At 68.5% G+C, this 22375-nt stretch carries 25 protein-coding genes; 8 read left to right on the top strand and 17 right to left on the bottom strand.

All coding sequences use genetic code 11. The features are described from left to right. Positions 1–7 precede the first annotated feature (7 nt). From WBL06_RS03680 to WBL06_RS03660, 5 genes are all read right to left on the bottom strand, one after another. Positions 8–508 (bottom strand): hypothetical protein, encoded by a 501-nt coding sequence (locus WBL06_RS03680; RefSeq protein WP_424454624.1) that lies wholly within the window; start codon positions 506–508, stop codon positions 8–10. 451 nt (positions 509–959) lie between these two features. Next, on the bottom strand, positions 960–1529 hold the full coding sequence (locus WBL06_RS03675; RefSeq protein WP_424454623.1) for a hypothetical protein: 570 nt from the start codon (positions 1527–1529) through the stop codon (positions 960–962). A gap of 26 nt (positions 1530–1555) precedes the next feature. Then, positions 1556–2704 carry a zinc-dependent alcohol dehydrogenase gene (locus WBL06_RS03670; RefSeq protein ID WP_424454622.1) on the bottom strand — a complete coding sequence of 383 codons (1149 nt, stop codon included), beginning with the start codon at positions 2702–2704 and terminating at the stop codon, positions 1556–1558. A gap of 61 nt (positions 2705–2765) precedes the next feature. Then, positions 2766–3683, bottom strand: a complete 918-nt coding sequence (locus WBL06_RS03665) for a methyltransferase family protein (RefSeq protein WP_424454621.1) — start codon at positions 3681–3683, stop codon at positions 2766–2768. After that, positions 3680–4225, bottom strand: a complete 546-nt coding sequence (locus tag WBL06_RS03660) for a LysR family transcriptional regulator substrate-binding protein (RefSeq protein ID WP_424454620.1) — start codon at positions 4223–4225, stop codon at positions 3680–3682. The genes WBL06_RS03665 and WBL06_RS03660 overlap by 4 nt, the downstream gene beginning before the upstream one ends. Here WBL06_RS03660 and WBL06_RS03655 point away from each other — a divergent pair. Then, positions 4125–4727 carry a DUF5997 family protein gene (locus WBL06_RS03655; RefSeq protein ID WP_424454619.1) on the top strand — a complete coding sequence of 201 codons (603 nt, stop codon included), beginning with the start codon at positions 4125–4127 and terminating at the stop codon, positions 4725–4727. The two genes, WBL06_RS03660 and WBL06_RS03655, sit on opposite strands and share 101 nt — an antisense overlap. Positions 4728–4923: 196 nt before the next feature. Next, entirely contained in the window at positions 4924–5406 is a 483-nt protein-coding gene (locus WBL06_RS03650; protein ID WP_424454618.1) for a hypothetical protein, read from the top strand. On the opposite strand, the gene WBL06_RS03645 is transcribed toward WBL06_RS03650, so the two are convergent. Then, on the bottom strand, positions 5381–6277 hold the full coding sequence (locus tag WBL06_RS03645; protein ID WP_424454617.1) for a carbohydrate ABC transporter permease: 897 nt from the start codon (positions 6275–6277) through the stop codon (positions 5381–5383). The two genes, WBL06_RS03650 and WBL06_RS03645, sit on opposite strands and share 26 nt — an antisense overlap. Further along, on the bottom strand, positions 6267–8306 hold the full coding sequence (locus tag WBL06_RS03640; protein WP_424454616.1) for a beta-galactosidase: 2040 nt from the start codon (positions 8304–8306) through the stop codon (positions 6267–6269). Before WBL06_RS03640 ends, WBL06_RS03645 begins: the two co-directional genes overlap by 11 nt. A gap of 156 nt (positions 8307–8462) precedes the next feature. Between WBL06_RS03640 and WBL06_RS03635 the strand changes: the two genes are divergently transcribed. From WBL06_RS03635 to WBL06_RS03625, 3 genes are read left to right on the top strand one after another with little or no spacing between them, the layout of a single operon-like run. Then, the gene (locus WBL06_RS03635) at positions 8463–9485 is read left to right on the top strand and encodes a LacI family DNA-binding transcriptional regulator (RefSeq protein ID WP_424454615.1); all 1023 of its coding nucleotides are present in this window, start codon (positions 8463–8465) and stop codon (positions 9483–9485) included. A 42-nt stretch (positions 9486–9527) separates the two neighbouring features. After that, positions 9528–10739 carry a 23S rRNA (adenine(2503)-C(2))-methyltransferase RlmN gene (gene rlmN / locus WBL06_RS03630; protein ID WP_424454614.1) on the top strand — a complete coding sequence of 404 codons (1212 nt, stop codon included), beginning with the start codon at positions 9528–9530 and terminating at the stop codon, positions 10737–10739. Between the two features lie 47 nt (positions 10740–10786). Further along, a complete protein-coding gene (locus tag WBL06_RS03625) occupies positions 10787–11569 on the top strand; it encodes an SDR family oxidoreductase (protein WP_424454613.1) in 783 nt (260 codons plus the stop codon). Here the strand turns inward: WBL06_RS03625 and WBL06_RS03620 are convergent, their stop codons facing one another. The 9 genes from WBL06_RS03620 to WBL06_RS03580 all read right to left on the bottom strand — a co-directional run bounded on the left by WBL06_RS03620 (position 11570) and on the right by WBL06_RS03580 (position 19140). Then, positions 11570–12499, bottom strand: coding sequence for a 5'-3' exonuclease (locus WBL06_RS03620; RefSeq protein ID WP_424454612.1), 930 nt, complete (start codon positions 12497–12499; stop codon positions 11570–11572). A 37-nt stretch (positions 12500–12536) separates the two neighbouring features. After that, complete coding sequence (locus WBL06_RS03615; RefSeq protein WP_424454611.1) at positions 12537–13199, bottom strand: CE1759 family FMN reductase; 663 nt, start codon at positions 13197–13199, stop codon at positions 12537–12539. After that, positions 13196–13642, bottom strand: a complete 447-nt coding sequence (locus tag WBL06_RS03610; RefSeq protein WP_424454610.1) for a MarR family winged helix-turn-helix transcriptional regulator — start codon at positions 13640–13642, stop codon at positions 13196–13198. The genes WBL06_RS03615 and WBL06_RS03610 overlap by 4 nt, the downstream gene beginning before the upstream one ends. Continuing rightward, positions 13642–14829 carry an LLM class flavin-dependent oxidoreductase gene (locus WBL06_RS03605; RefSeq protein WP_424454609.1) on the bottom strand — a complete coding sequence of 396 codons (1188 nt, stop codon included), beginning with the start codon at positions 14827–14829 and terminating at the stop codon, positions 13642–13644. Before WBL06_RS03605 ends, WBL06_RS03610 begins: the two co-directional genes overlap by 1 nt. 132 nt (positions 14830–14961) lie before the next feature. Then, complete coding sequence (locus tag WBL06_RS03600; RefSeq protein WP_424454608.1) at positions 14962–15747, bottom strand: ABC transporter permease; 786 nt, start codon at positions 15745–15747, stop codon at positions 14962–14964. Further along, positions 15744–16508, bottom strand: coding sequence for an ABC transporter ATP-binding protein (locus tag WBL06_RS03595; protein ID WP_424454607.1), 765 nt, complete (start codon positions 16506–16508; stop codon positions 15744–15746). The genes WBL06_RS03600 and WBL06_RS03595 overlap by 4 nt, the downstream gene beginning before the upstream one ends. Beyond that, a complete protein-coding gene (locus tag WBL06_RS03590) occupies positions 16505–16879 on the bottom strand; it encodes a DUF1048 domain-containing protein (protein WP_424454606.1) in 375 nt (124 codons plus the stop codon). Before WBL06_RS03590 ends, WBL06_RS03595 begins: the two co-directional genes overlap by 4 nt. 1 nt (position 16880) lies before the next feature. Continuing rightward, positions 16881–17210 (bottom strand): PadR family transcriptional regulator, encoded by a 330-nt coding sequence (locus WBL06_RS03585; protein ID WP_424454605.1) that lies wholly within the window; start codon positions 17208–17210, stop codon positions 16881–16883. Positions 17211–17304: 94 nt separating this feature from the next. Continuing rightward, entirely contained in the window at positions 17305–19140 is a 1836-nt protein-coding gene (locus tag WBL06_RS03580) for a glycoside hydrolase family 15 protein (RefSeq protein ID WP_424454604.1), read from the bottom strand. A gap of 65 nt (positions 19141–19205) precedes the next feature. On the opposite strand from WBL06_RS03580, the gene WBL06_RS03575 reads away from it, so the two are divergent. Together WBL06_RS03575 and ligD are read left to right on the top strand one after the other, a co-directional pair. After that, complete coding sequence (locus WBL06_RS03575; RefSeq protein ID WP_424454603.1) at positions 19206–19631, top strand: VOC family protein; 426 nt, start codon at positions 19206–19208, stop codon at positions 19629–19631. Continuing rightward, the gene (ligD, locus tag WBL06_RS03570) at positions 19631–20689 is read left to right on the top strand and encodes a non-homologous end-joining DNA ligase (RefSeq protein ID WP_424454602.1); all 1059 of its coding nucleotides are present in this window, start codon (positions 19631–19633) and stop codon (positions 20687–20689) included. The genes WBL06_RS03575 and ligD overlap by 1 nt, the downstream gene beginning before the upstream one ends. Positions 20690–20715: 26 nt before the next feature. Here ligD and WBL06_RS03565 read toward each other — a convergent pair whose 3' ends face one another. Next, positions 20716–21732 (bottom strand): ATP-dependent DNA ligase, encoded by a 1017-nt coding sequence (locus WBL06_RS03565; RefSeq protein ID WP_424454601.1) that lies wholly within the window; start codon positions 21730–21732, stop codon positions 20716–20718. 32 nt (positions 21733–21764) lie between these two features. Between WBL06_RS03565 and tmk the strand changes: the two genes are divergently transcribed. After that, the gene (gene tmk, locus WBL06_RS03560; protein WP_424454600.1) at positions 21765–22373 is read left to right on the top strand and encodes a dTMP kinase; all 609 of its coding nucleotides are present in this window, start codon (positions 21765–21767) and stop codon (positions 22371–22373) included. The last annotated feature ends 2 nt before the right edge of the window (positions 22374–22375 follow it).

The raw sequence follows: 22375 nt of genomic DNA, 5'->3' as shown, positions 1-22375 counted from the left end.
ACGTCGTTCAGGTGGATCCGAACCGTGTGAGCGGGGCGTCGGCGATCTGTCGGACGCACCAATTTGCGTAGGCCTTGCCGCCGATCAACCCCCAAACGCGCCCTCGTCGGGGAAGGGTGTAGTCGATCCACACGGTCAGGTTCGACGTTGTCCCGGAGCCGGCGATAGTGAATCCGAGTGTGTAGGCGCCGATCACGATGAGTCGCTCAGCGACGGTAGTCCAGCGCTTGGTGATCGGCGGAGTGCGCGTGGCGACGATCTCATCAACGAACAGTCGGAGGCCGAAGGCCGAGCCCCGCATCACGACGTGAGATCCCAGGACGCGCCCTTGCCCCTCATCGAGGATGAGCTCCGTGTGGCCGCCGCCCATCATCGGAGATCTGGGACTCGCCATGTGTGAAGACAAGTTGTGGTGGTCGTCGAGAAAGGCGAAGAGTTCGGAAGCCGACGCGGCGACCCCGACGGTCGTCGTCGTGTGCCGCTCGTACGCCGATCGGGCTTCCTTCACGTTCCCATTGTGGGATCAATGACCGCGGGGCAGCGAGGCCTTTAGTCCTAAGCATCCGGATCCCACCGGATCTGTTGTCGTCGGGCCACGTGGCGCCCTCCGGTGGCACTGGTTGCGACGCAACCTGAAGATCGCACGCTGTGCCGTGTGGCTTCGCGAACCCGAGGACGGCATTGACGAGCAGGCGCGGGATTGACGCACGCGGGTGTGACTGGCGTTGTCGCGGCCCCGCCGTCAGGGAGGCTTTCGGCCGGAGGTTCGGCCGCTCGAGCGCCAGCACCTCGAAGCCGTCGCCTGAGTTCTCGATGACACCGAGACGACGGCGCCCCTCGGTGGGTGGAAAGCAGTGCTCGCGGATCCTCCGCTGGTGTTCGCTGAGTGCGACGACTTCGAGCTTCCCGTCGTCGTCGGATGGCGTCATTGCCGTTTCTCGTCGCCCCTTCTGAGAACCTCATCGTCGCCGGGCGACCCCGCGCACCACCACGGCGACGACTGCGGCGGCGAGCACCCAGGGTCCGGCGACGATCAGGGGATCCATCCACTGGTGGCGGACGTCGGCGCGCCCCCGCCCGAAGCGCGACGAGAAGCCGCGTCGCCGCACCTCGCTGAGCACACCGGTCTGGGTAATCGGGTTGTCGGGACGAAGTGTCGCGAATGAGCGGACGTGACTGCCCAGCGCGTCGACCCGGTCGCCGAGGATCAGCAACAGCCAATGGACAGCGCGCGCCTCACTGAACCGACGATAGGCGAGTCGGCGGATCGCACCCGAGAGGCCCCGAAGCGGAACCGCGGTTCCGAACACCGGGGGGAGTTGGGCGTGCTCGATCGAGCGTTCCCGAGGGCCCTGAACCTCCTGGCGCTCGGGAAAGCGCCACCGCGCCCCGGTACCAGCCGGGTCGAAGCGCTCCCGAGGAACGGAGGGCCGATCAGCGGGGTCGAGATCGACACCCCATCCGGGGATTCTTGCTCGCAGCGCGACGCTCGACTCGCGGGCGACCGGTCGTTCGGCGGTGTAGGGCACTTCGATAACCTCCCGGATTGATGCCGTCAGGCAGCCGCGGCGAGCACGACGGGCTTGATGCAGTCGTCGAGTTTCGCCGAGAACATGTGGTATCCCTCGGCGATGTCGTCGAGCGGAATGCGGTGGGTGATGACGTCGCGCGGCACGATGTGGCCGGCGCGGATGTGTTCGAGCAGCCGCGGCCACTGTCGTTTCACGGGGGCCTGGTTCATGCGCAGAGTCAGCCCCTTGTTCATCGCGTCGCCGAATTTCACGGCGCTGAACATCGGTCCGTAGGCGCCGACCACCGAGACGGTGCCGCCCTTTCGCACCGAGTCGATCGCCCAGTTCAGCGCGATCGGCGAACCGCCCTGAAGCTTGAGTTTCGCGGCCGTGATGTGTTGCAGCAGGTTGCCGTCGGACTCCGCACCGGCGGCGTCGATCACCACGTCGGCACCGAGGTAGTCGGTCGCCGCCTTCAGCTCCACGACGATGTCGTCGAACTCGGCGAAGTTCCTGGTTTCGGCGAACGCGAACTGTCGCGCCTTCTCGAGCCGATAGTCGAGGTGATCCACGACGATGACCCGGCCGGCGCCCATGAACCACGCCGATCGCGCCGCGAACAAGCCGACCGGGCCGGCGCCGAACACGACCACCGTGTCTCCTTCGGAGATGTCACCGAGCTGTGCGCCGAAGTACCCGGTCGACAGCGCATCGGTCAGCATGAGGGCATCCTCGTCGTGCAGCCAATCGGGGATGACGCTCGGCCCCACGTCGGCGAACGGCACCCTCACGTACTGCGCCTGTCCGCCGTCGTAGCCCCCGCAGGTGTGCGAGTAGCCGTAGATGCCACCGACCGCCGTCGCGTTGGGGTTGACATTGTGGCAGTTCGAGTAGAGGCCGCGGGCGCAAAAGAAGCATGAGCCGCAGTAGACGTTGAACGGCACCATCACCCGGTCGCCCGGCTTGAGAGTCAGCACCGACGACCCGACCGACTCGACGACACCGATGAACTCGTGCCCGAATGTGGAGCCCACCCTCGTGTCGGGCATCATGCCGTGGAAGAGATGGATGTCCGAGCCGCAGATCGCGGCGAGCTCGACCCGAACGATGGCATCGTTGGGGTGCTCGATCGTCGGCACATCCTTCTCTTCGACCCTCACCTTGTACGGCCCTCGGTACACCATCGCGCGCATGACTCGACGCTACGTTCGGCCGGCGGACGAGTCACGGGCTTGCGGTCGTCCCGTGCGCGAGCTACGACGCGCGGCCGACCCTCGGGATCCAGCACCGTACCTGTGCCCGATACGCCAGATACTCGTTCCCGAACTTGGCGGTCAGGTCTGCCTCCTCGACGGGCCGGACGAACCAGTTCCACACGACTGATCCGGCGATCGCGTAGAGCACGACGAGCCACGACTGCAGAGTGAGTCCGACGCCGACCCCCTGCACGATCCCGGCCACCGCCATCGGGTTGCGCACGAAGCGATAGGGGCCGGAGGTCACGAGCCGGGTCGTCGCCGCCGAGGGGAGCGGCGTGCCGCTGCCGCGCGTCGACATCGTGAGCGCCGACCACAGGCCGAGGGCGCTCGCGAGCAGCAAGATGACGACGCCGGTCACGACGACCGCCGCGGGCATCCCGACGCTCAGACCCCAGCGCTGCTCCAACGCCGCGATGCCAAGCGGGAACACGACGAGGAATAGTCCCCAGAATGCGACGAGCTGCACCGCGGTCGCTGCGACGTGCCGGCCAGCCGACCCGGCGCGGGCGTCGCGGAATCCCAGGGGGCCCACCAGCATCCGTTCGGTCGGGATCTGCCCGAACAACACGAGCATTCCGGCGCCGACACTGCCCGCCGAAGCCGCCAGCATCAGCAGCACACCCCAGCCCGCCTCGGTCGTGATCGTCGCATACAGGGCGAGCGCGGTGGTCACGATCAGCGTCCACGGCACGACGATCCACACCGCAATCCGAACTCCCGCGGCCGCGAGCGCCGACGCGACGACGAACAACGGGATGTCGACCACCGCGACGAGCGTCGGCGGCAGGCCGCCGAGGGTGGCGTTTCGGACGAACGGCACGGTGAATACCGCCACCCACCATGCCGCGCCGGCTATCGCCTGCGCGGCGAAGTACCCCCGACCCCACCCGCGCGTCGGGGTGACCGCGCTCACCGTGAGCTGTTCGCGGTGCGGCCGCGCACAATCCCGACGAACACGTTGCTGAGCGGATGCGCCGCCCCCGTCGGCCACACCAATGAGATGCCGGTATCGGGGGCGTCCCGCAGCGGCCGGGCGACGACATCCTTGCGCGACAGCGCCCGCGCGACCGACTGCGGCAGCACGACCACGCCGACGTTCGCCGCGACGAGTTCGACGGCATCCTCGCCGCTCCCGCCGAGCAGGTCGACGGGCAGCACGTTCTCACTCTTGAGGTCGGCGAGGTCGACGGCATCCAGGGCCGCGACGAGCGACCCCTTCGGTGCGACGACGACGGGCGACTCCCGGTAGAGCGGGATGGCGTGCCGGCTATCGTCGGCTGCGACGTCCCGCGCGAGCGCCATGTGCACCGTGCCGTCATCCAGCGCCGCTAGCGCCGCAGCCTGGGGGAGCGGCATGAGGTCGAGCCGACCGCCGGGTCGGCGCTCACGCCACACCCGTTCCCACTTGCCGGGCGTGACGCCGGTCACGAAGGCGACGAGCAGCGGATCCGGCATGGCACAGAGTCTTTCAGACGCGCGCTACGCGGCAGCCCCGTACCCTCGAAGCATGACCGACGAGCCGCGCGAAGACCGCCGCCAGCAGCCGAAACCGCCGAAGCAGCAGCTGCTGAGCCCCAAGACGGCGGCCGACAAGCTCGGCGTGTTCCTGCCGGCGACGCCCGACGAGTTCCGCGCGGCGCCGATCGCCCGGGATGCCGTGCAAGCGCTGCAGACCGACCCGCCCGCGTGGCTGGTGACCCTCCGTCGCGAGGGGCCGCACCCGCGCGGCGAAGTCGCCCGTCGGCTCGGCGTCTCCAACTCGGCACTCGCCCGGGCCGGGGTGAGCGACTCGATGACGACGTCCGAGATCCGCACCCTGCTGGCCGACATGCCGGAGTGGCTGTCGATCGAACGCGACAAGCACGCGCCCGGAACCGGCGCTGCTCCGGGGACGGCCATCGGCGAGCGACCCCCGCGGCGGGAACCCGAACCCGAAGACGACGAAGCGGACGACTAAGCAGACGTGACGGGCGCGGCGGGAAGCCGCACCGTCATCGTCGTACCCTGCCCGACGGTCGAATCGACGGCGCACCTCGCCGGCGCCGTCGATGCGCGCAGCCTCGATGATCTCGTCGGGAACGCTCGCCGACGCGTAGATGCGCGACAGGTAGACCCCGAACGGGCTGACCAGGCTCGGCAGCAGAACGGCCCAGATGGTGTTCGTCGCCCCCGCCTGGCTGAAGATCAGGAACAGCGGGAGCGCGAGCGCCGTCGCCGGCACCAGCACGCCGCCCAGCACGACGTTGAACAGGGTCTCGCGCCCGCGGAAGGTGTACTTCGCGATCGCGTATCCGGCCATCGCCGCGATCAGGGTCGCGAGCAGCGCGCCGACTCCCGCGTACAGCGCGCTGTTGAGCAGCCAGCGCAGGAAGACGCCGTCGCGGTACCCGATGAGGGCCGCGACGTTGTCGAACAGCGCGAAGTCGGCGAACCACAGCGGGGCGGTCGTCGTGAAGTCGGAGCGCGTCTTGGTCGCGGCGACGAACAGCCACCACAGCGGGGTGAGGAAGTACAGGGTGGCGACGAGCATGACCGCCATGGCGATCGTGCGCGACACGGCGCTCTCGCGGGTGGCCCCGCCGCGCCGGCGCACGGGGATGGATGTCATGGTCATAGCGTTGCCCTCCGTTGCGTGAGCTTCAGAACGGTGAACGAGAGCACGAAGGTCGCCACGGCGAGTACGACCGACATGGCCGCCGCGAGACTCATGTTGGGTACCGACGCGGTCGAGTAGATCGTCAGGTTCGGGGTGAACGTGCTGGTGACCGCCGACGAGAAGCTGGCGAACACCTGCGGCTCCGCCAGCAACTGGAGGGTGCCGATGATCGAGAAGATGCCGGTCAGCACCAGCGCGGGCGCGACAAGGGGGATCTTGATCGACCAGGCGATCCGCAACTGGTTCGCACCATCGAGTCGGGCCGCTTCGTAGATCTCCTGCGGAATGGACAGCAGCGCCGAGTAGATGATCAGCATGTTGTAGCCGACGTAGACCCAGGTGACGACGTTGGCGATCGACCACAGCACCGTCTCGGCCGACAAGAAGTCGAAGGTGCTCGTGACCGCGGTGAACGGCGAGAGGTTCGGCGAGTACAGGAACCCCCACATGATCGCCGCGATCACGGCCGGAACCGCGTACGGCGCGAAGAAGGCGAGCCGGAAGAACCTCGTGCCGCGCACCAGCGGGGAGTCGAGAAGGAGCGCGAGCGCGAGGGCCACGCCGAGCATGATCGGCACCTGAACCGCGCCGAAGCTCAGCACCCGAACGATGGATGCCCAGAACGGTTCGTTCTGGAACACCGCGATGTACTGGGTCAGGCCGCCGAACACCTGCACGGCAGGCCCGAAGGTTCCCTCGCGCTCGACGGTGAGCAGTGATTGGTAGACCGCGTACAGGATGGGGATGACGTAGAACAGGGCGAACAACACCCCGAACGGCAGCAGGAACACGGCGAGTGCCGTGCGATGTCTGACCGCTCTCGACGGGGTGACGACGGTGTCACTTGCCACGAGTGCTCCTCTCAGTGATGACCACGCGAACGCCGCCCGCGGCAACGGGTGTCGTATCGGTGACCGTCTCGCCGGTGACGAGATCCAGTCCGCTGACGGGCACGGTGATCGGCTCGTCGCGGTGGTTGATGACGAAGGTCGCGTCATGTGTCGGCGTGACGCGCGTGACGAGGTCGACGTCGGGTCCGACCGCGACGACCGGAATGCCCGCTTCCGCGCAGAGGCGGTTCAACAGATCGATCAGCCGCGCGTCGTCGAGCATCGTCGCCACGTACCAGGCCGAACCGGATGCCACGCCGCGTCGGGTGAGCGCGGGGGAGCCGGCAGCGGGTCCGTCGCTGAAGGTGTCGATGACCTCGGCGTCGAGCACCCGGATCGCCTCGCTCCAGATCGTGCCCCGGGCTCCGCCCGCGAGAGTGATGGTCTCGTCGGCGGCGAGGGGGCGGAACTCGTCGATGGCGAGGCCGAGCAGATCGCGGAACGGACCGGGGTAGCCCTCGGCGTGGATGGCGTCGGTCTCGTCGACGATGCCGCTGAACGGCGTGACGAGCACGGTCGCACCGCGTTCGCTGGCTGCGGCGATGACGGCGGCATCCGTGGCGGTCGCCGAGTACAGCGTCGGAACGATCACCAGGTCGTAGCCCTCGAGCGGCGCTCCCGCGGCGACCAGGTCGACGGTGACGCCGAGGGCGCGCAGGGCGCGGTGGTAGCGGTGGGCTTCGGGCAGGTAGCGCAGCAGGCTGCTGGGCTGCGAATCGCCCTCCGCCGCCCACCACGACGGCCAGGAGAAGACCATCGCGGTCCGAGCGGCGACCCGCGAGCCGACCAGCGGCGTGAGGCGGTCGAGCACGGCCGACAGTTCTCGGCTCTGGGCCCACCCGATGGCGTCGACGCCGCCATGCGGAAGCAACGCGGAGTGGAACTTCTCGGCGCCGCGCCGTGAGGCACGCCACTGGAAGAAGCAGATCGAGTCGGCGCCCCGGGCGACATGCCCGAGAGCGGTGCGCAGCAGTTCGCCGTCGCGCTTGGCGTGGTTGACCGGCTGCCAACTGACGGCGCTTGTCGAGGTCTCCATGAGCATCCACGGGTCGCCGTCCGCGAGGCCGCGGGTGAGGTCGGCACTGAAGGCGAGTTCCGCGAGCGGATCGGCGAGCCGGTGATCGAGGTAATGGTCGTTGGCGATGAGGTCGAGGTCGCTCGCCCACGAGAAGTAATCCTGGCTGCTGATGTGCGCTGTCACCATCAGGTTGGTCGTGACGGGGGCCGAGGTGTGCGCTCGCAGTACCGCCGTCTCGGCCCGGTAATAGGCCAGCAGCTCGTCGGATGAGAACCGTTTGAAGTCGATTGCCTGGCTCGGGTTGCCGGCCGACCGCGTGCTGCGCGGGGGCAGAACGTCGGCCCAGTCGCCGACGCGTTGGCTCCAGAACGACGTGCCCCACGCCTCGTTGAGGGCATCGAGCGTCGCGTAGCGTCCCTGTAGCCAGGTGCGGAACGCCGCCGCCGAGACGTCGCAGAAGCAGTACGCGTTGTGGCACCCGAGCTCGTTCGAGACGTGCCACAGCGCGATGGCGGGGTGATCGCCGTAGCGCTCGGCCATGGCGGCCACGAGAGCGAGCGCCTTCTCGCGGAAGACGGGCGAGCTCGGGCACCAGGCCTGCCGGCCGCCCGGCCACACGATCGTGCCGTCGGCCGCCTGCGGCAACGTCTCGGGGTGCAGGCGGGCGAGCCACGGCGGGGGAGAGGAGGTGCCGGTTCCGAGATTGATGCGGATGCCGGCGCCATGCAACAGGTCGACGATGCGGTCGAGGCTACGGAAGTCGAAACCACCGGGCGTGGGTTGCAGTTGAGCCCAGCCGAAGATGTTGATGGCCACCAGATCCACGCCGAGTTCGGTCATCAGGGCGATGTCGGCGAGCCAGACCGATTCGCTCCACTGCTCGGGGTTGTAGTCGCAGCCGAGTGTGATCGTTCCCGTCGCCCATCCCGGAATGAGCGCCGACGCGGCGTCCAGGGTCTCGGGGATGCTCACGGGCCGTTCCTTCCGCGGTCGGATCAACGTCATTGTCGTTCGACACCGAGACTCTGTGAGCGTGCACAGATCGTCGTGCAACAGGAGGAGTCAAGGATTTCTGTGAACGCTCCCAGATTAGCCACAGTTTCGCGCGAGTGTCAATACACTGAGCCCGTGCCACCACACGCTTCGCGTCACAAGCGCGCCACGATCTTCGATGTGGCCGCTGAGGCGGGCGTCTCCCGGGGCACGGTCTCCCGGGTGCTCAACGGCGAACCGTATGTCTCGGCGAAAGCGCGGGCGGCCATCGAGGCGGCCATCGCCAAGGTCGGCTACGTGCGCAACACCGCCGCCCGCAACCTCGCCACCCAGTCGTCCGGCGCGATCGCGCTCATCGTGCACGAACCGCACTCCGTCTTCGTCGACGACCCCAACATCGGCGCCATCCTGCTCGGCATCAACTCGTCGCTCTCGGCGGCCGACTACCAGCTCGTCTCGCTCGTCATCGACACCGAGCGCGACTCGCAGCGGGTCACCGGCTACCTCGGCGGCGGCTTCGTCGACGGCGCCATCATCGTCTCGGCCCGCGAGGGCGACCCGATCTCGCAGGCGATCGCCGACCTGCGACTCCCGGCCGTCATGATCGGTCGGCCCGACAATCAGCCGCAGTTGCCGTGGGTCGGCATCGACAACCGAGGCGCCGCGAGACAGATCACCGAGCGCCTCATCGGCACCGGCCGGCGTCGCATCGGGATGGTCGCCGCGGGTCTCGACCGCGACAGCGGCCGCGACCGCCTCGCCGGGTTCCGGGATGCCCTCGGTGACCGTTACGACGATGCGTTGGTGTCGCGCCAGAGCCTCTACACCCATGCCGCTGGGGTGGCGGGCATGACCGAGCTGTTGCGAGCCGAGCCGCAGCTGGACGGCGTCTTCGCCGCATCCGATGCGGTGGCGGTCGGGGCGCTCGAGGCGCTCGCTGCCGCCGGTCGCCGGGTTCCGCACGACGTCGGCGTCGTCGGGTTCGACGACAGCGCCTGGGCGCGGCGGGCACAACCCGCTCTCTCGACCATCCGCCAGCCGGCCGGCGATCTCGGCGCCCGAGCCGCCGAACTCGTGCTCGAACAGGTGCGATCCGGAGCGCCCGTGAGCGACGGCGTGCTGTTGCCGACCGAGATCGTCTGGCGCGACTCCGCATAGCTCGTGCGACCCTCCCAGCGGGCGACCCGTAGCCTGGAGCGCATGGCTTCGGATGCGGTGCGCGGTGAGATCCGCCAGGTGCGCCCGAAGGCGGAGGGCTGGAAGCAGAAGCTCGACACCGACGGCCGCCCGCTGTTGCAGTTCGCGAGCCCGAAGCGCGGCAAGCCGCCGGAGCACCTCGCCGACCTCACCCCCGAGGAGCGCGCGGGCAAGATCACCGAGCTCGGCATGCCGGCCTTCCGGGCGAAGCAGATCGCGACGCACTACTTCGGTCACTCCACATCCGACCCCACCGAGATGACCGACCTGCCGGCCGCCGGCCGCGCCGAGCTGGTCGCCGGACTGCTGCCGCCGCTGCTCACCGAGCTGCGCCGCCTCGAGACCGACCGCGGCGACACGATCAAGTTCCTCTGGAAGCTGCACGACGGCGCTCTCGTCGAGTCGGTGCTCATGCGCTATCCCGGCCGCATCACGCTGTGCATCTCGTCGCAGGCCGGATGCGGCATGAACTGCCCGTTCTGCGCGACCGGTCAGGCGGGGCTCACCCGCAACCTCTCCACCGCCGAGATCGTCGACCAGATCGTGCGGGCCAACCGGGTCATCGCCGAGGGCGGGCTCGGCGGCAAGAAGCAGACCGACCACTCGATGGAACGGGTCTCCAACATCGTCTTCATGGGCATGGGGGAGCCGCTCGCGAACTACGCGCGAGTGTTGCGCGCCATCCGCACGATGGTCGCCCCGGCGCCCGACGGCTTGGGCATGAGCGCCCGCGGCATCACCGTCTCGACGGTCGGTCTCGCGCCGGCGATCGGCAAACTGTCGGCGGAAGGCATCCCGGTGACGTTCGCCCTGTCGCTGCACGCGCCCGACGACGAACTGCGCGACGAACTCATCCCGGTGAACTCGCGCTGGAAGGTCGACGAAGTGCTCGATGCCGCGCGCGCGTACTTCGACGCCACGAAGCGCCGGGTGTCGATCGAGTACGCGCTCATCAAGGACATGAACGACCACGGTTGGCGCGCCGACCTGCTCGGCGACAAACTCAACGCGCGAGGTCGCGGCTGGGTTCACGTCAATCCGATTCCGCTCAACCCGACGCCCGGCTCGATCTGGACCGCGAGCGAACCCGACGTGCAGCGGGAGTTCGTCCGCCGCCTCGAGGCGAAGGGCATCCCGACCACCCTTCGCGACACCCGCGGCAAAGAGATCGACGGCGCCTGCGGCCAGCTCGCCGCCGCCGACGAGACCCCGTAGGACCTTCGGCCTGACCGCCGGGCGAGACCCGGCGCGATGCTGATGCCGTGACTCGCAGCTACGTCGTCACCGGTGCCGCGAGCGGCATCGGCCTCGCCACCTCCGAACTGCTCGTCGAACGCGGCCACCGCGTGATCGGCGTCGACATCCACGACACCGACGTGAACGTCGACATCTCGACTTCCGAGGGCCGCGAACACCTCGTCGCCCGGGTCACCGAATTGAGCGGCGGCACGATCGACGCGGTCATCGCCAACGCCGGGCTCGCGACGCCCACCGCGGCGACGGTCGCCGTCAACTTCTTCGGAGCGGTGGCGACCCTCACCGGGCTGCGACCGCTGCTGGCCGGATCGACGGCCCCGCGGGCGGTCGTGACCGTGTCGATGGCGTCGCTGTTCCCGCCCGACGAGGTGCTTCTCGAGGCGCTGCGCGCCGAAGACGAGACGGCGGCGCTCGCACGTGGCGCCGAGCTCGAAGCCGCCGGTGGCGACGCCGCCAACCTCATCTACGGCACCACGAAGCGGGCGCTCTCGCTCTGGGTGCGCCGCAACGCGGCGACGGCCGAGTGGGCGGGTGCCGGGATCCCGCTCAACGCCGTCGCCCCGGGAGTCGTCGAGACGCCCATGACGGCAGCCTTCACGGGCACTGACGAAGCCCGGGAGGCGATCCTGCAGATGGTTCCGATGCCGTTGAACGGCATCTTCCAGCCGCGCGACGTCGGCTACCTGTTGGCCTGGCTCACGAGCGAAGAGAACGCCCACCTCTGCGGGCAGGTCGTGTTCATCGACGGCGGATCCGACGCCGTCATGCGCGGCGACACCACCTGGTAGCTAGCCCGCGATGGGCAGGGCGGCGAGGATGCGGGTCATCGCCGAATCGAGGCCCCACCGTTCGGCGAACGAGCGTGCCGTCGCGACCTGTTCTGCGATGAGCGGGCGGATGGTCGCGTCGACCTGGGGCAGGTCGAGATCGCGAACGACATTGACGACGGCGGGAGCAACGCGCAGATAGTCGGATGCCGCCAGCAGTTTCGCGCGCACCGATGGCGAGAGCGTAACGGCCGGGTCGGCCGCGGCGGCGACGATCCCGTCGAGGTCGCCGAACTCGCGCAGCAGCCCGGCAGCGGTCTTCTCACCGACACCGGCGACACCCGGGAGACCGTCGGAGGGGTCGCCGCGCATCGCCGCGAACGCCGCGTACTGCGCCGGGGTGATCGCGTACTTCGCCTCGATCGCGGCGCCGTCGAGCGTCTCGAGGTTCGCCATCCCGCGACCCGTATAGATCACCCGCACCCCTCGGGAGTCGTCGACGAGCTGGAACAGGTCGCGGTCGCCGGTGACGACATCCACCGGCATGCCGGCCGTCGACGCCAGGGTGCCGATGACGTCGTCGGCCTCGTGCTCGGGCGCACCGATGATCGGGATGCCGAGCAGCCGCAACGACTCGGCGATGATCGGCACCTGCACGGTGAGCGGATCCGGGACGACCTCGACGTCGGGCCCGACCTCGACCACCTCGGCGACTCGATGCGTCTTGTACGTGGGAATGAGGTCGACCCGCCACTGCGGGCGCCAGTCGTCGTCCCAGCACGCGATGAGGTGCGTCGGCTGAAACTGCGACACCAGCCGCGCGATGATGTCGAGCGTTCCACGCACCGCGTTGACGATCGTGCCGTCCGGGGCCTTCACGGTGTCGGGCACGCCGTAGAACGCACGGAAGTAGATCCCGGCCGTGTCCAGCAGCATGAGGCGGTCGGTCATGCCCGCCATCGTGTCAGGTCTCGACACGCGCTGCGCGCTACTCGACCAACGAAATCGGCGGCGTGCGCTTGCCGCCGCCGGCGGCGAGGCGCATGAGGTCGCTGTCGAGCTGGATGCCGGGGTCGTTGGGTGAGCCGAGCTGGGTCTGGTAGCGGGACGAGTTGTCTCGACGCACGGTGCCGGCGACGTCAGCCCGCATCAGCGCGACGAGTTCGACGGCCGCGCGGTCGATGCGCGCGGTGAGCGCCGCATCCGCCCAATCCTCGGGAGCGGCGAACAGCGCCGTCGGCACCGTCATCGCGCGCAGGTAGCCGAACATCCCGCGCATCTGGTCGTCGGCGACGAGGGCGTGCCGGCCCGTGCCCGCTGTCGCGGCGAGAATCACCGGCGTTCCGACGAGCGTGTCGGTCTCGAGCACCTGGAAGAACGAGGTGAACAGTCCGCTGGGCCCCGCGGAGTACACCGGGGTCGCCGCGATGATCCCGTCGGCGGCCGCTACGGCATCCATGGCGGTACGCAGGGCGGGTGCGACGTGCTGCGATACCAGAGCCGTGGTCACGTCGGTCGCGATCGCGCGCAGGTCGATCACGTGGATGTCGACGCCGTCTGCCAGGGCGGCGACGCGTTGGGCGGTGCGGTCGGCGAGCAGCCGCGTCGACGACGGATCGCCCGTGCCCGCATTGATAACCACGAGATTCATGACACCTTCTCCTTCGATCCGAGAAGCGTCCGGGTGATTCTCAGCAGTTCTTCGAGATCGGGGTCACCGACCGACGTCGTCATCGCGGTCGTGACGTCGCGGGCGTGCGCGGCACCGACCTCACGCTGCCGCGACCGGCCCGCCTCGGTGAGCGCGAGCCGCACCACCCGCCGGTCGCCGGCATCCTCGCAGCGCTCGACCAGCCCGCGCTCGACGAGCCGGTCGACCATGCGCGACAGGGCGGGCTGACTCAGCAGCACCCGACGGTGCAGATCGGTAATCCGCACCGGCGCGTCGGCCTTCGTGAGCGCATAGAGCACGTCGTACTCCTTCATCGAGACGTCGCCCCAGATCGGCGCCGCCGCGAACGACTTCATGAAGGCCGCGTGCACGGTGAGCAGCGACTCCCACGCGTCGTTCGCGAGCCGAGCCCGGCCGGTCATTAGGCGGCCTCGCCCTCGGAATCGGGCTGGGTTTCGGTGTCCTGATAGGGAGATCCGCCGGTCACGTTGTCGCCGCGGTTGGCGTTCGGGCGCGGCTGGCGGGGTGCCTGGTCGCCGTACTTCGCCGTGACCCGGGCGGCGTGGGTCGGGGCATCCGCCGCCTCGGGGTCGCGCTTGGCCGCCAGTTCTCGTCTCAGCACCGGTACCACCTCGGAGCCGAGCAGCTCGAGCTGCTCGAGCACCATCGGCAGCGGAAGCCCCGCGTGGTCGATGAGGAACATCTGCCGCTGGTAGTCGCCGAAGGTCTCGCGGAAGGTCAGCGTCTTGTCGATGACCTCCTGCGGCGATCCCACCGAGAGCGGGGTCTGCGCGGCGAAGTCCTCCATGCGTGGGCCGTGGCCGTAGACCGGAGCCTCATCGAAGTAGGGGCGGAAGCTGCTCCAGGCATCCTGCGACTTCTTCGCGATGAACGCCTGACCGCCCAAGCCCACGATCGCCTGCTTCGCCGTGCCGTGCCCGTAGTGCTCGAAGCGCTGCCGGTAGAAGTCGATGAGCCGCAGGTAGTGCTCCTTCGGCCAGAAGATGTTGTTGGCGAAGAACCCGTCGCCGTAGAACGCGGCCTGTTCGGCGATCTCCGGGGTGCGGATGCTGCCGTGCCAGACGAACGGCGGAACGTCGTCGAGCGGGCGCGGCGTCGAGGTGAACCCCTGAAGGGGAGTGCGGAACGAGCCCTCCCAGTCGACGACGTCTTCGCGCCAGAGGCGGTGCAGCAGGTTGTAGTTCTCGAGCGCCATCGGCAGGCTCTGCCGGATGTCCTGCCCGAACCACGGATAGACCGGGGCGGTGTTTCCGCGGCCGAGCATGAGGTCCATGCGGCCGCCCGAGAGGTGCTGCAGCATCGCGTAGTCTTCGGCGATCTTGACAGGATCGTTCGTGGTGATGAGCGTCGTCGCGGTCGACACGACGAGTCGCTCGGTCAGGGCGGCGATGTGCGCGAGCAGGGTCGTGGGGGAGGAGGAGAAGAACGGCGGGTTGTGGTGCTCGCCGATCGCGAAGACATCCATCCCGACCTCTTCGGTCTTCTTCGCGATGGCGACCGCGGCTTGGATGCGCTCGGCTTCGCTGGGCGTCTCGCCCGAGACCGGGTCACGCGTGATGTCGCTGACCGAGAAAACTCCGAACTGCATGGCCACTCCTTCTGTGAGCACTGGGCTCCTGACGTACCGATTATATGCGTTTGCATACAACTGTAACGCCGCAGTGGCCCCCGCATTCCCCACTCGGTGGTCGAGTAGCGGCCGTAGGTCGCGTGTCGAGACCTAGCTGATCTTGCGGCGATAGGTGAACATCGCCAGCAGGTAGGCGACACCCAGGATGCCGACGCACCAGGCGAGGGCGATCCAGATCTCGACGCCCACCGGCTGTTGCTCGAGCAGAGCGCGGATCGCGTTCACGATCGACGTGACTGGCTGGTTCTCTGCGAAGAAGCGCACCGGGCCCGGCATCGACTGCGTCGGCACGAACGCCGAACTGAGGAAGGGCAGGAAGATCAGCGGATACGAGAACGCGCTCGCGCCGTCCACCGACTTCGCCGACAGCCCGGCGATGACGGCGAGCCAGGTCAGCGCGAGCGTGAACAGCACCAGGATGCCGACGACCGCGAGCCACGCCAGCACACCCGCACCGGACCGGAACCCCAGCAGCAGGGCGACGCCCACGACGACCGCGAGCGACACCAGGTTGGCTACGACCGAGGTCAGCACGTGCGCCCAGAGCACGCTCGACCGGGCGATCGGCATCGACTGGAATCGCTCGAAGATTCCGCTCTGCATGTCGAGGAAGAGCCGGTAGGCGGTGTACGCGATGCCCGACGCGATCGTGATCAGCAGGATGCCGGGCAGCAGATAGTTCACGTAGGAGCCCACACCGGCGCCCGCCCCGATGTCGATCGCCCCGCCGAAGACGAAGACGAACAGCATCAAGATGGCGACCGGCATGATCGCCGTCGTCACGATGGTGTCGGGGCTGCGCAGAATGTGCCGCAGCGACCGGACGGTGAGTGTCACCGTGTCACTCACGAAGTGGGTGCGTGCGAGGGTGTTCATTCGCTCTCCTCCGTTGCCTTCGTGCCCACGACGGCGAAGAAGATCTCCTCCAGAGTGGGTTGCTTTTCGACGTACTCGACCTTCGCCGCCGGCAGCAGCTTCTTCAGCTCACGCAACGTGTCGTTCACGATGATGCGGCCGTCGTGCAGAATCGCGATGCGATCGGCCAGGTGCTCGGCCTCTTCGAGGTACTGCGTCGTGAGCAGCACGGTCGTGCCGTTCTGCGCGAGCTGTTTCACCGTCGCCCATACTTCGAGACGCGCCTCGGGGTCGAGGCCCGTCGTCGGTTCGTCGAGGAAGATCACCGGCGGGTTGCCGATGAGGCTCATCGCGATGTCGAGCCGACGGCGCATGCCACCCGAGTACGTGGCGACTTTGCGGCCGCCGGCCTCGGTAAGCGAGAAGCGCGCGAGCAGGTCGTCCGCGATCTTCTCGGGTCGTCGCAGGTGCCGCAGGCGAGCGATCAGCATGAGGTTCTCGCGCCCCGTGAGCACCTCGTCGACGGCAGCGAACTGGCCGGTGAGGCTGATCGTCTCGCGGACTTCCGCGGACTGGGTGGCGACATCGAACCCCGCGACGTGGGCGGAACCGGCGTCGGCGGCGAGCAGTGTCGAGAGGATGCGGATGATCGTCGTCTTGCCCGCGCCGTTCGACCCGAGCAGAGCGAAGATGCTGCCGCGTTCGACGGTGAAGTCGACGCCCTTCAGCACGTGCAGCTTCTTGTACGACTTCTGCAGGCCTTCGACCTGGATCGCGCTCAAGAGTCTGCCTCCTCGCCGGTCGCGCGATCGATCGACTTGCGCAGACGCTCGCGCTCCCTTTCGATCCAGCCCCCATCGGAGTAGGTGCGCACGAACGTCTCGACGAACTCCAGTGGGTCGTCGCCGACGATCTCGCGAACCGGGGTGCCGTCGGCCGCCGCCCGTTCGAACAACTCGGCGAGATCTTCGAACATCCTCGCGGCGCGGTCCCAGTCGGCGGGCGTGTCACCCGAGTGCATGAGGTAACGCTCGACTGCCTCGACCGCGGTGCGGTACTCGGTGGGGAGCGCCTTGACGCGCGCTCTGTAAGCGCGCCACTGCTTCTTGTCGTCGAACGATCCGATGATCAGCTCGAGAAAGTTCTTGGCCATGTCAGTTCCCTTCGGTGCGGAGTTGGTCGAGACGCGCGGAGAGGAAGCCCCACGTTTCCCAGAATTCGTCGAGAGCAAGTCGCCCCTCGGCGTTGAGCGTGTAGACCTTGCGCGGCGGGCCCTTCTCGGAGGGCACCTTCTCGATGTCGACGAGGCCGCGCTGCTCGACCCGCACGAGCAGCGCGTAGACCGTGCCCTCGGCGATGTCGGTGAAGCCCTGGTCGCGTAACCACGCGGTGATCTCGTACCCGTACGCGGCGCGGCCGGCGAGGATCGCGAGCACGATGCCCTCGAGGGTTCCCTTGAGCATCTCGGTGATCTGCTTGGGCACGGACGCTCCTTCCTGCTACTCAGTGTCGATGACTACCGGTACAAAGTAACACTGAGTACCGGTAGATAGCAACACTGAATAGCGCGCGGACTCGTCACGTCGCGCGCGGATCCTCAAGCCGGAGCGGCCCGGTGTCCTCATGCTTCCTCGCGCGGTCGATCGCGTCGGCGGCGCGCACGAGCGCGAGATGTGAGAAGGCCTGCGGAGTGTTGCCGACGTGGCGCTCGTTCCTCGTGTCGTACTCCTCGGAGAGCAGGCCGACATCGTTGGCGAGGCCGACGAGCCGCTCCATCAGTACGCGGGCGTCGGAGATGCGACCTGACAGGGCGTACTGCTGCACCAGCCAGAACGAGCAGGCGAGGAACGGATGCTCCTCACCCTCGAGTCCGTCGACCCCCGACTCCACGCGATAGCGCAGCAGCAGCCCGTCGCGCAGCAGATCCCGCTCGATCGCGGCGACCGTGCCCAGCATCCGCGGGTCGTCGGGTTCGATGAAACCGATCTGGGGGAGGGTGAGCAGGGAAGCGTCCACCTCGGTGCCCCCGTAGTACTGCACGTAGCATCCGAGCTCTTCGTTGAACCCGTGGGCGTCGATTTCGCGACGCAGCTCATCGCGGATGCCCTCCCAGCGTTCGACGGGCCCGGGGAGCCCGTGGTCGCGAACCGCGCGGATGCCGCACTCGAACGCTGCCCAGACCATCGCCCGCGACTGGGTGAACCGCCGCGGAACACCGCGGATCTCCCAGATGCCGTGGTCGTCGCGCTCCAGATTCGCCTCGATGTGGCCGAGCAGCGCGACCTGAAGCGGCCACGACACCCGGTCCTCGCCGACCCCGATCATGCGGGCCTGCTCGAGCGCGAGCATGATCTCGCCGAAGACATCCCCCTGGAACTGCGTGTACGCACCGTTGCCGACCCGTACGGGAGACGCGCCGAGGTAGCCGGGCAGCGTGTCGACCTCCCACTCGGGAAGTCTCCGCTCGCCGCCCAGGCCGTACATGATCTGCACGTCGGCCGGGTCGCCGGCGATGGCCCGCAGCAACCAGTCCCGCCACTCCTCGGCCTCGACCGCGAACCCGTGCAGCATGAGCGCCTGAAGGGTGAGTGAGGCGTCGCGCAGCCAGACGTAGCGGTAGTCCCAGTTGCGGTCGCCGCCGAAACTCTCGGGCAGGCTCGTGGTCGGGGCGGCGACGATGCCCGCGGTGTCCTGGTGGGTCAACGCGCGCAACACCAGCAGGGATCGCCGCACGGCACCCGCGTAGGGGCCCTCGCCGTCGAGGTGCTGCGCCCAGTTCGTCCACCAGGCGCGGGTCTCGTCGATACTGCGGGCCACGTCGGGCATCGGCGGCGGCGGCTCGTGCGCCGCGAACCACGTCATCACCAGATCGACGGTCTCACCGGCGGAGATCTCGAACGCCGAGCGGTGGGCGAAGCCGTCGGCATGGCGGCGCGGTCCCCGCACGACGACCGAGTCGGGGCCGGCGACGGCGATCAGGGCGTGCTCGTGCTCGCCCGTGCCGCGTTGCGACCGCGACTGCCGAATCCACGGGATCGCAGCGGCGTAGTCGAAGCGGATGCGCAGCACCTCCTCGACGCGCACGGTGCCGCTCACGCCGCGCACCCGGCGGATGATGTCGGCGCGGCGGCCGCCCATCGGCATGAGGTCGATCACCTCGATCTCACCGTCATCCGTGACCCACCGCGTGACGAGCGTGAAGCTGTCACCGTCGTAGTGACGTTCGGCGCAGCGCTCCGCGCCGACGGGCCGAACGGTCCAGTGGCCGTGCTCGTCGTCACCCAACAACCCGGCGAACGTCGATGCGGAGTCGAATCGTGGCAGGCACAGCCAGTCGATGCTCCCGTTCGTTCCGACGAGAGCGCCGGTGTGGCAGTCGCCGATGAGTGCGTAGTCCTCGATCGCAAGCGGCATCCTCCAATCCTCACACCACTCCCTTCCCCCTAGCGAGGGTCGGCGGCCCGGCGCAGAATGGCCCCATGAGCGTGTTGAACCCTTACCTCAACTTCCGCGGCCAGGCGAGGGAGGCGCTCGAGTTCTATCACGCCGTATTCGGCGGCGAACTCACCGTCAGCTCGTTCGCCGACCTCGGGATGGCCGATCTGCCCGAGGGGGAACGCGATCTGGTCATGCACGGCCAGCTCGAGACTCCAGCGGGCTTCACCCTGATGGCCGCCGACGTGCCGAGTCACATGGACTTCGCCCCGGGCACCAACCAGTACTCGATCTCGCTGAGCGGGCCGAGCGACGACGACGCGCAACTGCGGAGCTACTGGCAGAAGCTCGGCGAGGGCGGCACGATCACCGAGCCGCTCGCGACCGCGCCGTGGGGAGCGAGTTTCGGGATGTTCACCGACCGGTTCGGCGTGAACTGGCTGGTCAACATCGCCGCCGACGCCGCCTGATGCCGGCCGCCGTCACTCTCGAGGTACCCGGCCCGGCGGGCGTCAGGCAGGTACGGGTCTCGAGTCCCGACCGGGTGCTCTGGCCGGAAGTCGGCATCACCAAGCTCGACCTCGCCCATTACGCGATCGCCGTCTCCGAGGCGTTCCTCGCCGCGAACGGCGATCGGCCCGTCGCGCTCGAGCGGTACTCCGCGGGCGTCGACGGCGAGAGCTTCTTCTCCAAGAACCCGCCGAAGGGAGCCCCCGAGTGGCTGCGCTCGGTGCCGGTCGTCTTCCCGAGCGCGCGATCGCATCCGCTCGTCGTGCTCGACGAGCCGGCCGGCATCGTCTGGGCGGTGCAGATGAACACCATCGTCTTCCATCCGTGGCCGTCGCGCACCGGCAACACCGACAACCCCGACCAGATGCGCATCGACCTCGACCCGCAGCCGGGCACCGACTTTTCGGATGCGGTGCCCGCGGCTCTCGAGATGCGGAACGTGCTGCGCGAGGCCGGCCTGGAATCGTTCATCAAGACCTCGGGCAACCGCGGCATCCACCTCTACGCACCGATTGAGCCGGCGTGGGAGTTCCTCGACGTGCGGCACGCGGTCATCGCCGCGGCGCGCGAACTCGAACGACGCATGCCGGATGCCGTGACCACATCGTGGTGGAAGGAAGAGCGTGGGCGGAAGGTGTTCGTCGACTTCAACCAGGCGAACCGCGACCGCACGATCGCCGGTGCGTACAGCCCGCGTGCGCTCGCTCACGCCCCCGTGTCGACGCCCATCACCTGGGACGAGCTCGAGTCCTGCGACCCGAAGCAGTTCACCGTGCTGACCGTGCCCGAACGGCTCGCGACGGTCGGGGATCCGTGGGCAGGCTTCCACGCGGCGCCCGGTCGCATCGACACCCTGCTCGCGTGGTGGCAGCGGGATCTCGACGCCGGGTTGGGCGAAATGCCGTTCCCGCCCGACTACCCGAAGATGCCCGGCGAACCCCCGCGCGTGCAGCCGAGCAAGAAGAACGCCGACAACTGGGACGCCGACGGCAACCCCATCACATCGGTGGTCGAGTAGCCGCCGCAGGCGGCGTGTCGAGACCCCTACTGCAACACGTCGTCCAGGTCGTACGCGACAGGCACGTCGAGTTGGTCGTACGTGCACGACTCCGGGTCGCGGTCGGGTCGCCACCGCTCGAACTGCACGGTGTGCCGGAAGCGCCCGGCCTCCATCTGGTCGTACCGCACCTCGAGCACCCGTTCGGGGCGCAACTGCACGAACGACACGTCTTTGCCCGACGAGAACCGGCTGCGCTCCTTCTCGCCGGTCACCGCCGCACCGTCGTCACCGCGTTCGACCAGAGGCGCCAACTCGTCGATCAACTCCAGCCGCCGCGCGTTGCTGAACGCCGACACCCCGCCGACCGGGCGTAGCTGTCCGTCGTGGTACAGCCCGAGCAGCAGCGATCCGACCCCCTGACCCGACTTGTGGATGCGGTAGCCGAGCAGCACGACATCCGCGGTGCGCTTGTGCTTGATCTTGAACATCGCGCGCTTGCCCGGCTGGTACGGCTGGTCGAGCGGCTTGGCGACCACGCCATCCAGCCCGGCCCCTTCGAACTCGTCGAGCCAGCGCCGGGCGAGTTCGACGTCGCGGGTGGTGCGGGTGAGATGCAGGGGAGCGGGCACGCTGGCGAACAGTTTCTCGAGCTCCGCCCGGCGCACGGAGAGGGGTTCACCGGCGAGGTCACGGTCGCCGATCGACAGCACGTCGAAGGCGACGAACGACGCGGGGGTCTCCTGTGAGAGGCGTGTCACGCGGCTCTCGGCGGGGTGGATGCGCTGGGTCAGCGAGTCCCAGTGCAGGCGGCGTTTTCCCTCCCATTCGATCGTGACGACGATCTCACCGTCGAGCACACACGGCGGCAACAGCCGGCCGAACGCGTCCACCAGTTCGGGAAAGTAGCGGGTGAGCGGCTTGTCGCCACGACTGCCGATTTCGACTCCTGCCTCGCTGACCTGCACGATGCCCCGAAAGCCGTCCCACTTCGGCTCGTACTGCAGGTCGCCCTCCGGCACCTTCTCGACGGACTTGGCGAGCATCGGGGCGACGAGCGACATGCACCGATTCTCGCCCCGGTAGCATCGGAGGCGTGAGCACGCGTGGCAGATTCATCGTGCTCGAAGGCCTCGACGGCGCCGGCACCACCACGCAGGGGGCGCTTCTCGCTGCCCGCCTCATCGAGCACGGCATCCTGGTCGAACTCACGAAAGAACCGACCGACGGGGCGATCGGCCGGATCGCGCGGGCCTTCACCGACGGCGATCTGCACCTGGAACCCGAGACGGTCGCGCTGACGTTCGCCGCCGACCGCATCGAGCACACCGTCGAGATCCGAGCGCTGCTGGATGCCGGCACCTGGGTCGTGAGCGACCGGTACGTGGCGTCGTCGCTCGCGTATCAGACCTCGCAGGGGCTGCCGTTCGAGTGGGTGCGCACCCTCAACTCGCGGGCGATGGAACCCGACGCCACCGTCTTCGTCGACACCTCGGTCGAGGCGTGTGTCGCCCGCCTCGAGGCGCGAGGGGAGTTCAACACGGGTCCCTTCGACAAGGCGTCGGCACTCGAGAAGGCTCGCGACCTGTATCTGAAGGCCTTCGCCAGCGACGTGCCGCTCGGGCAGCTCGTCGAGATCGGCGGCGACGCGACGCGCGAGATCGTGGCCGACGCAATCTGGGACGCGCTCGCCCCGTTGCGCTGATC

Origin of the sequence: Pseudolysinimonas sp. (genome assembly GCF_049651805.1) — a bacterium.
In the GTDB taxonomy this organism is placed as follows: Bacteria; Actinomycetota; Actinomycetes; order Actinomycetales; family Microbacteriaceae; genus Pseudolysinimonas_A.
Note: the sequence above shows the minus strand (reverse complement) of the source record. Positions and strands in the feature narration are given on the sequence as shown.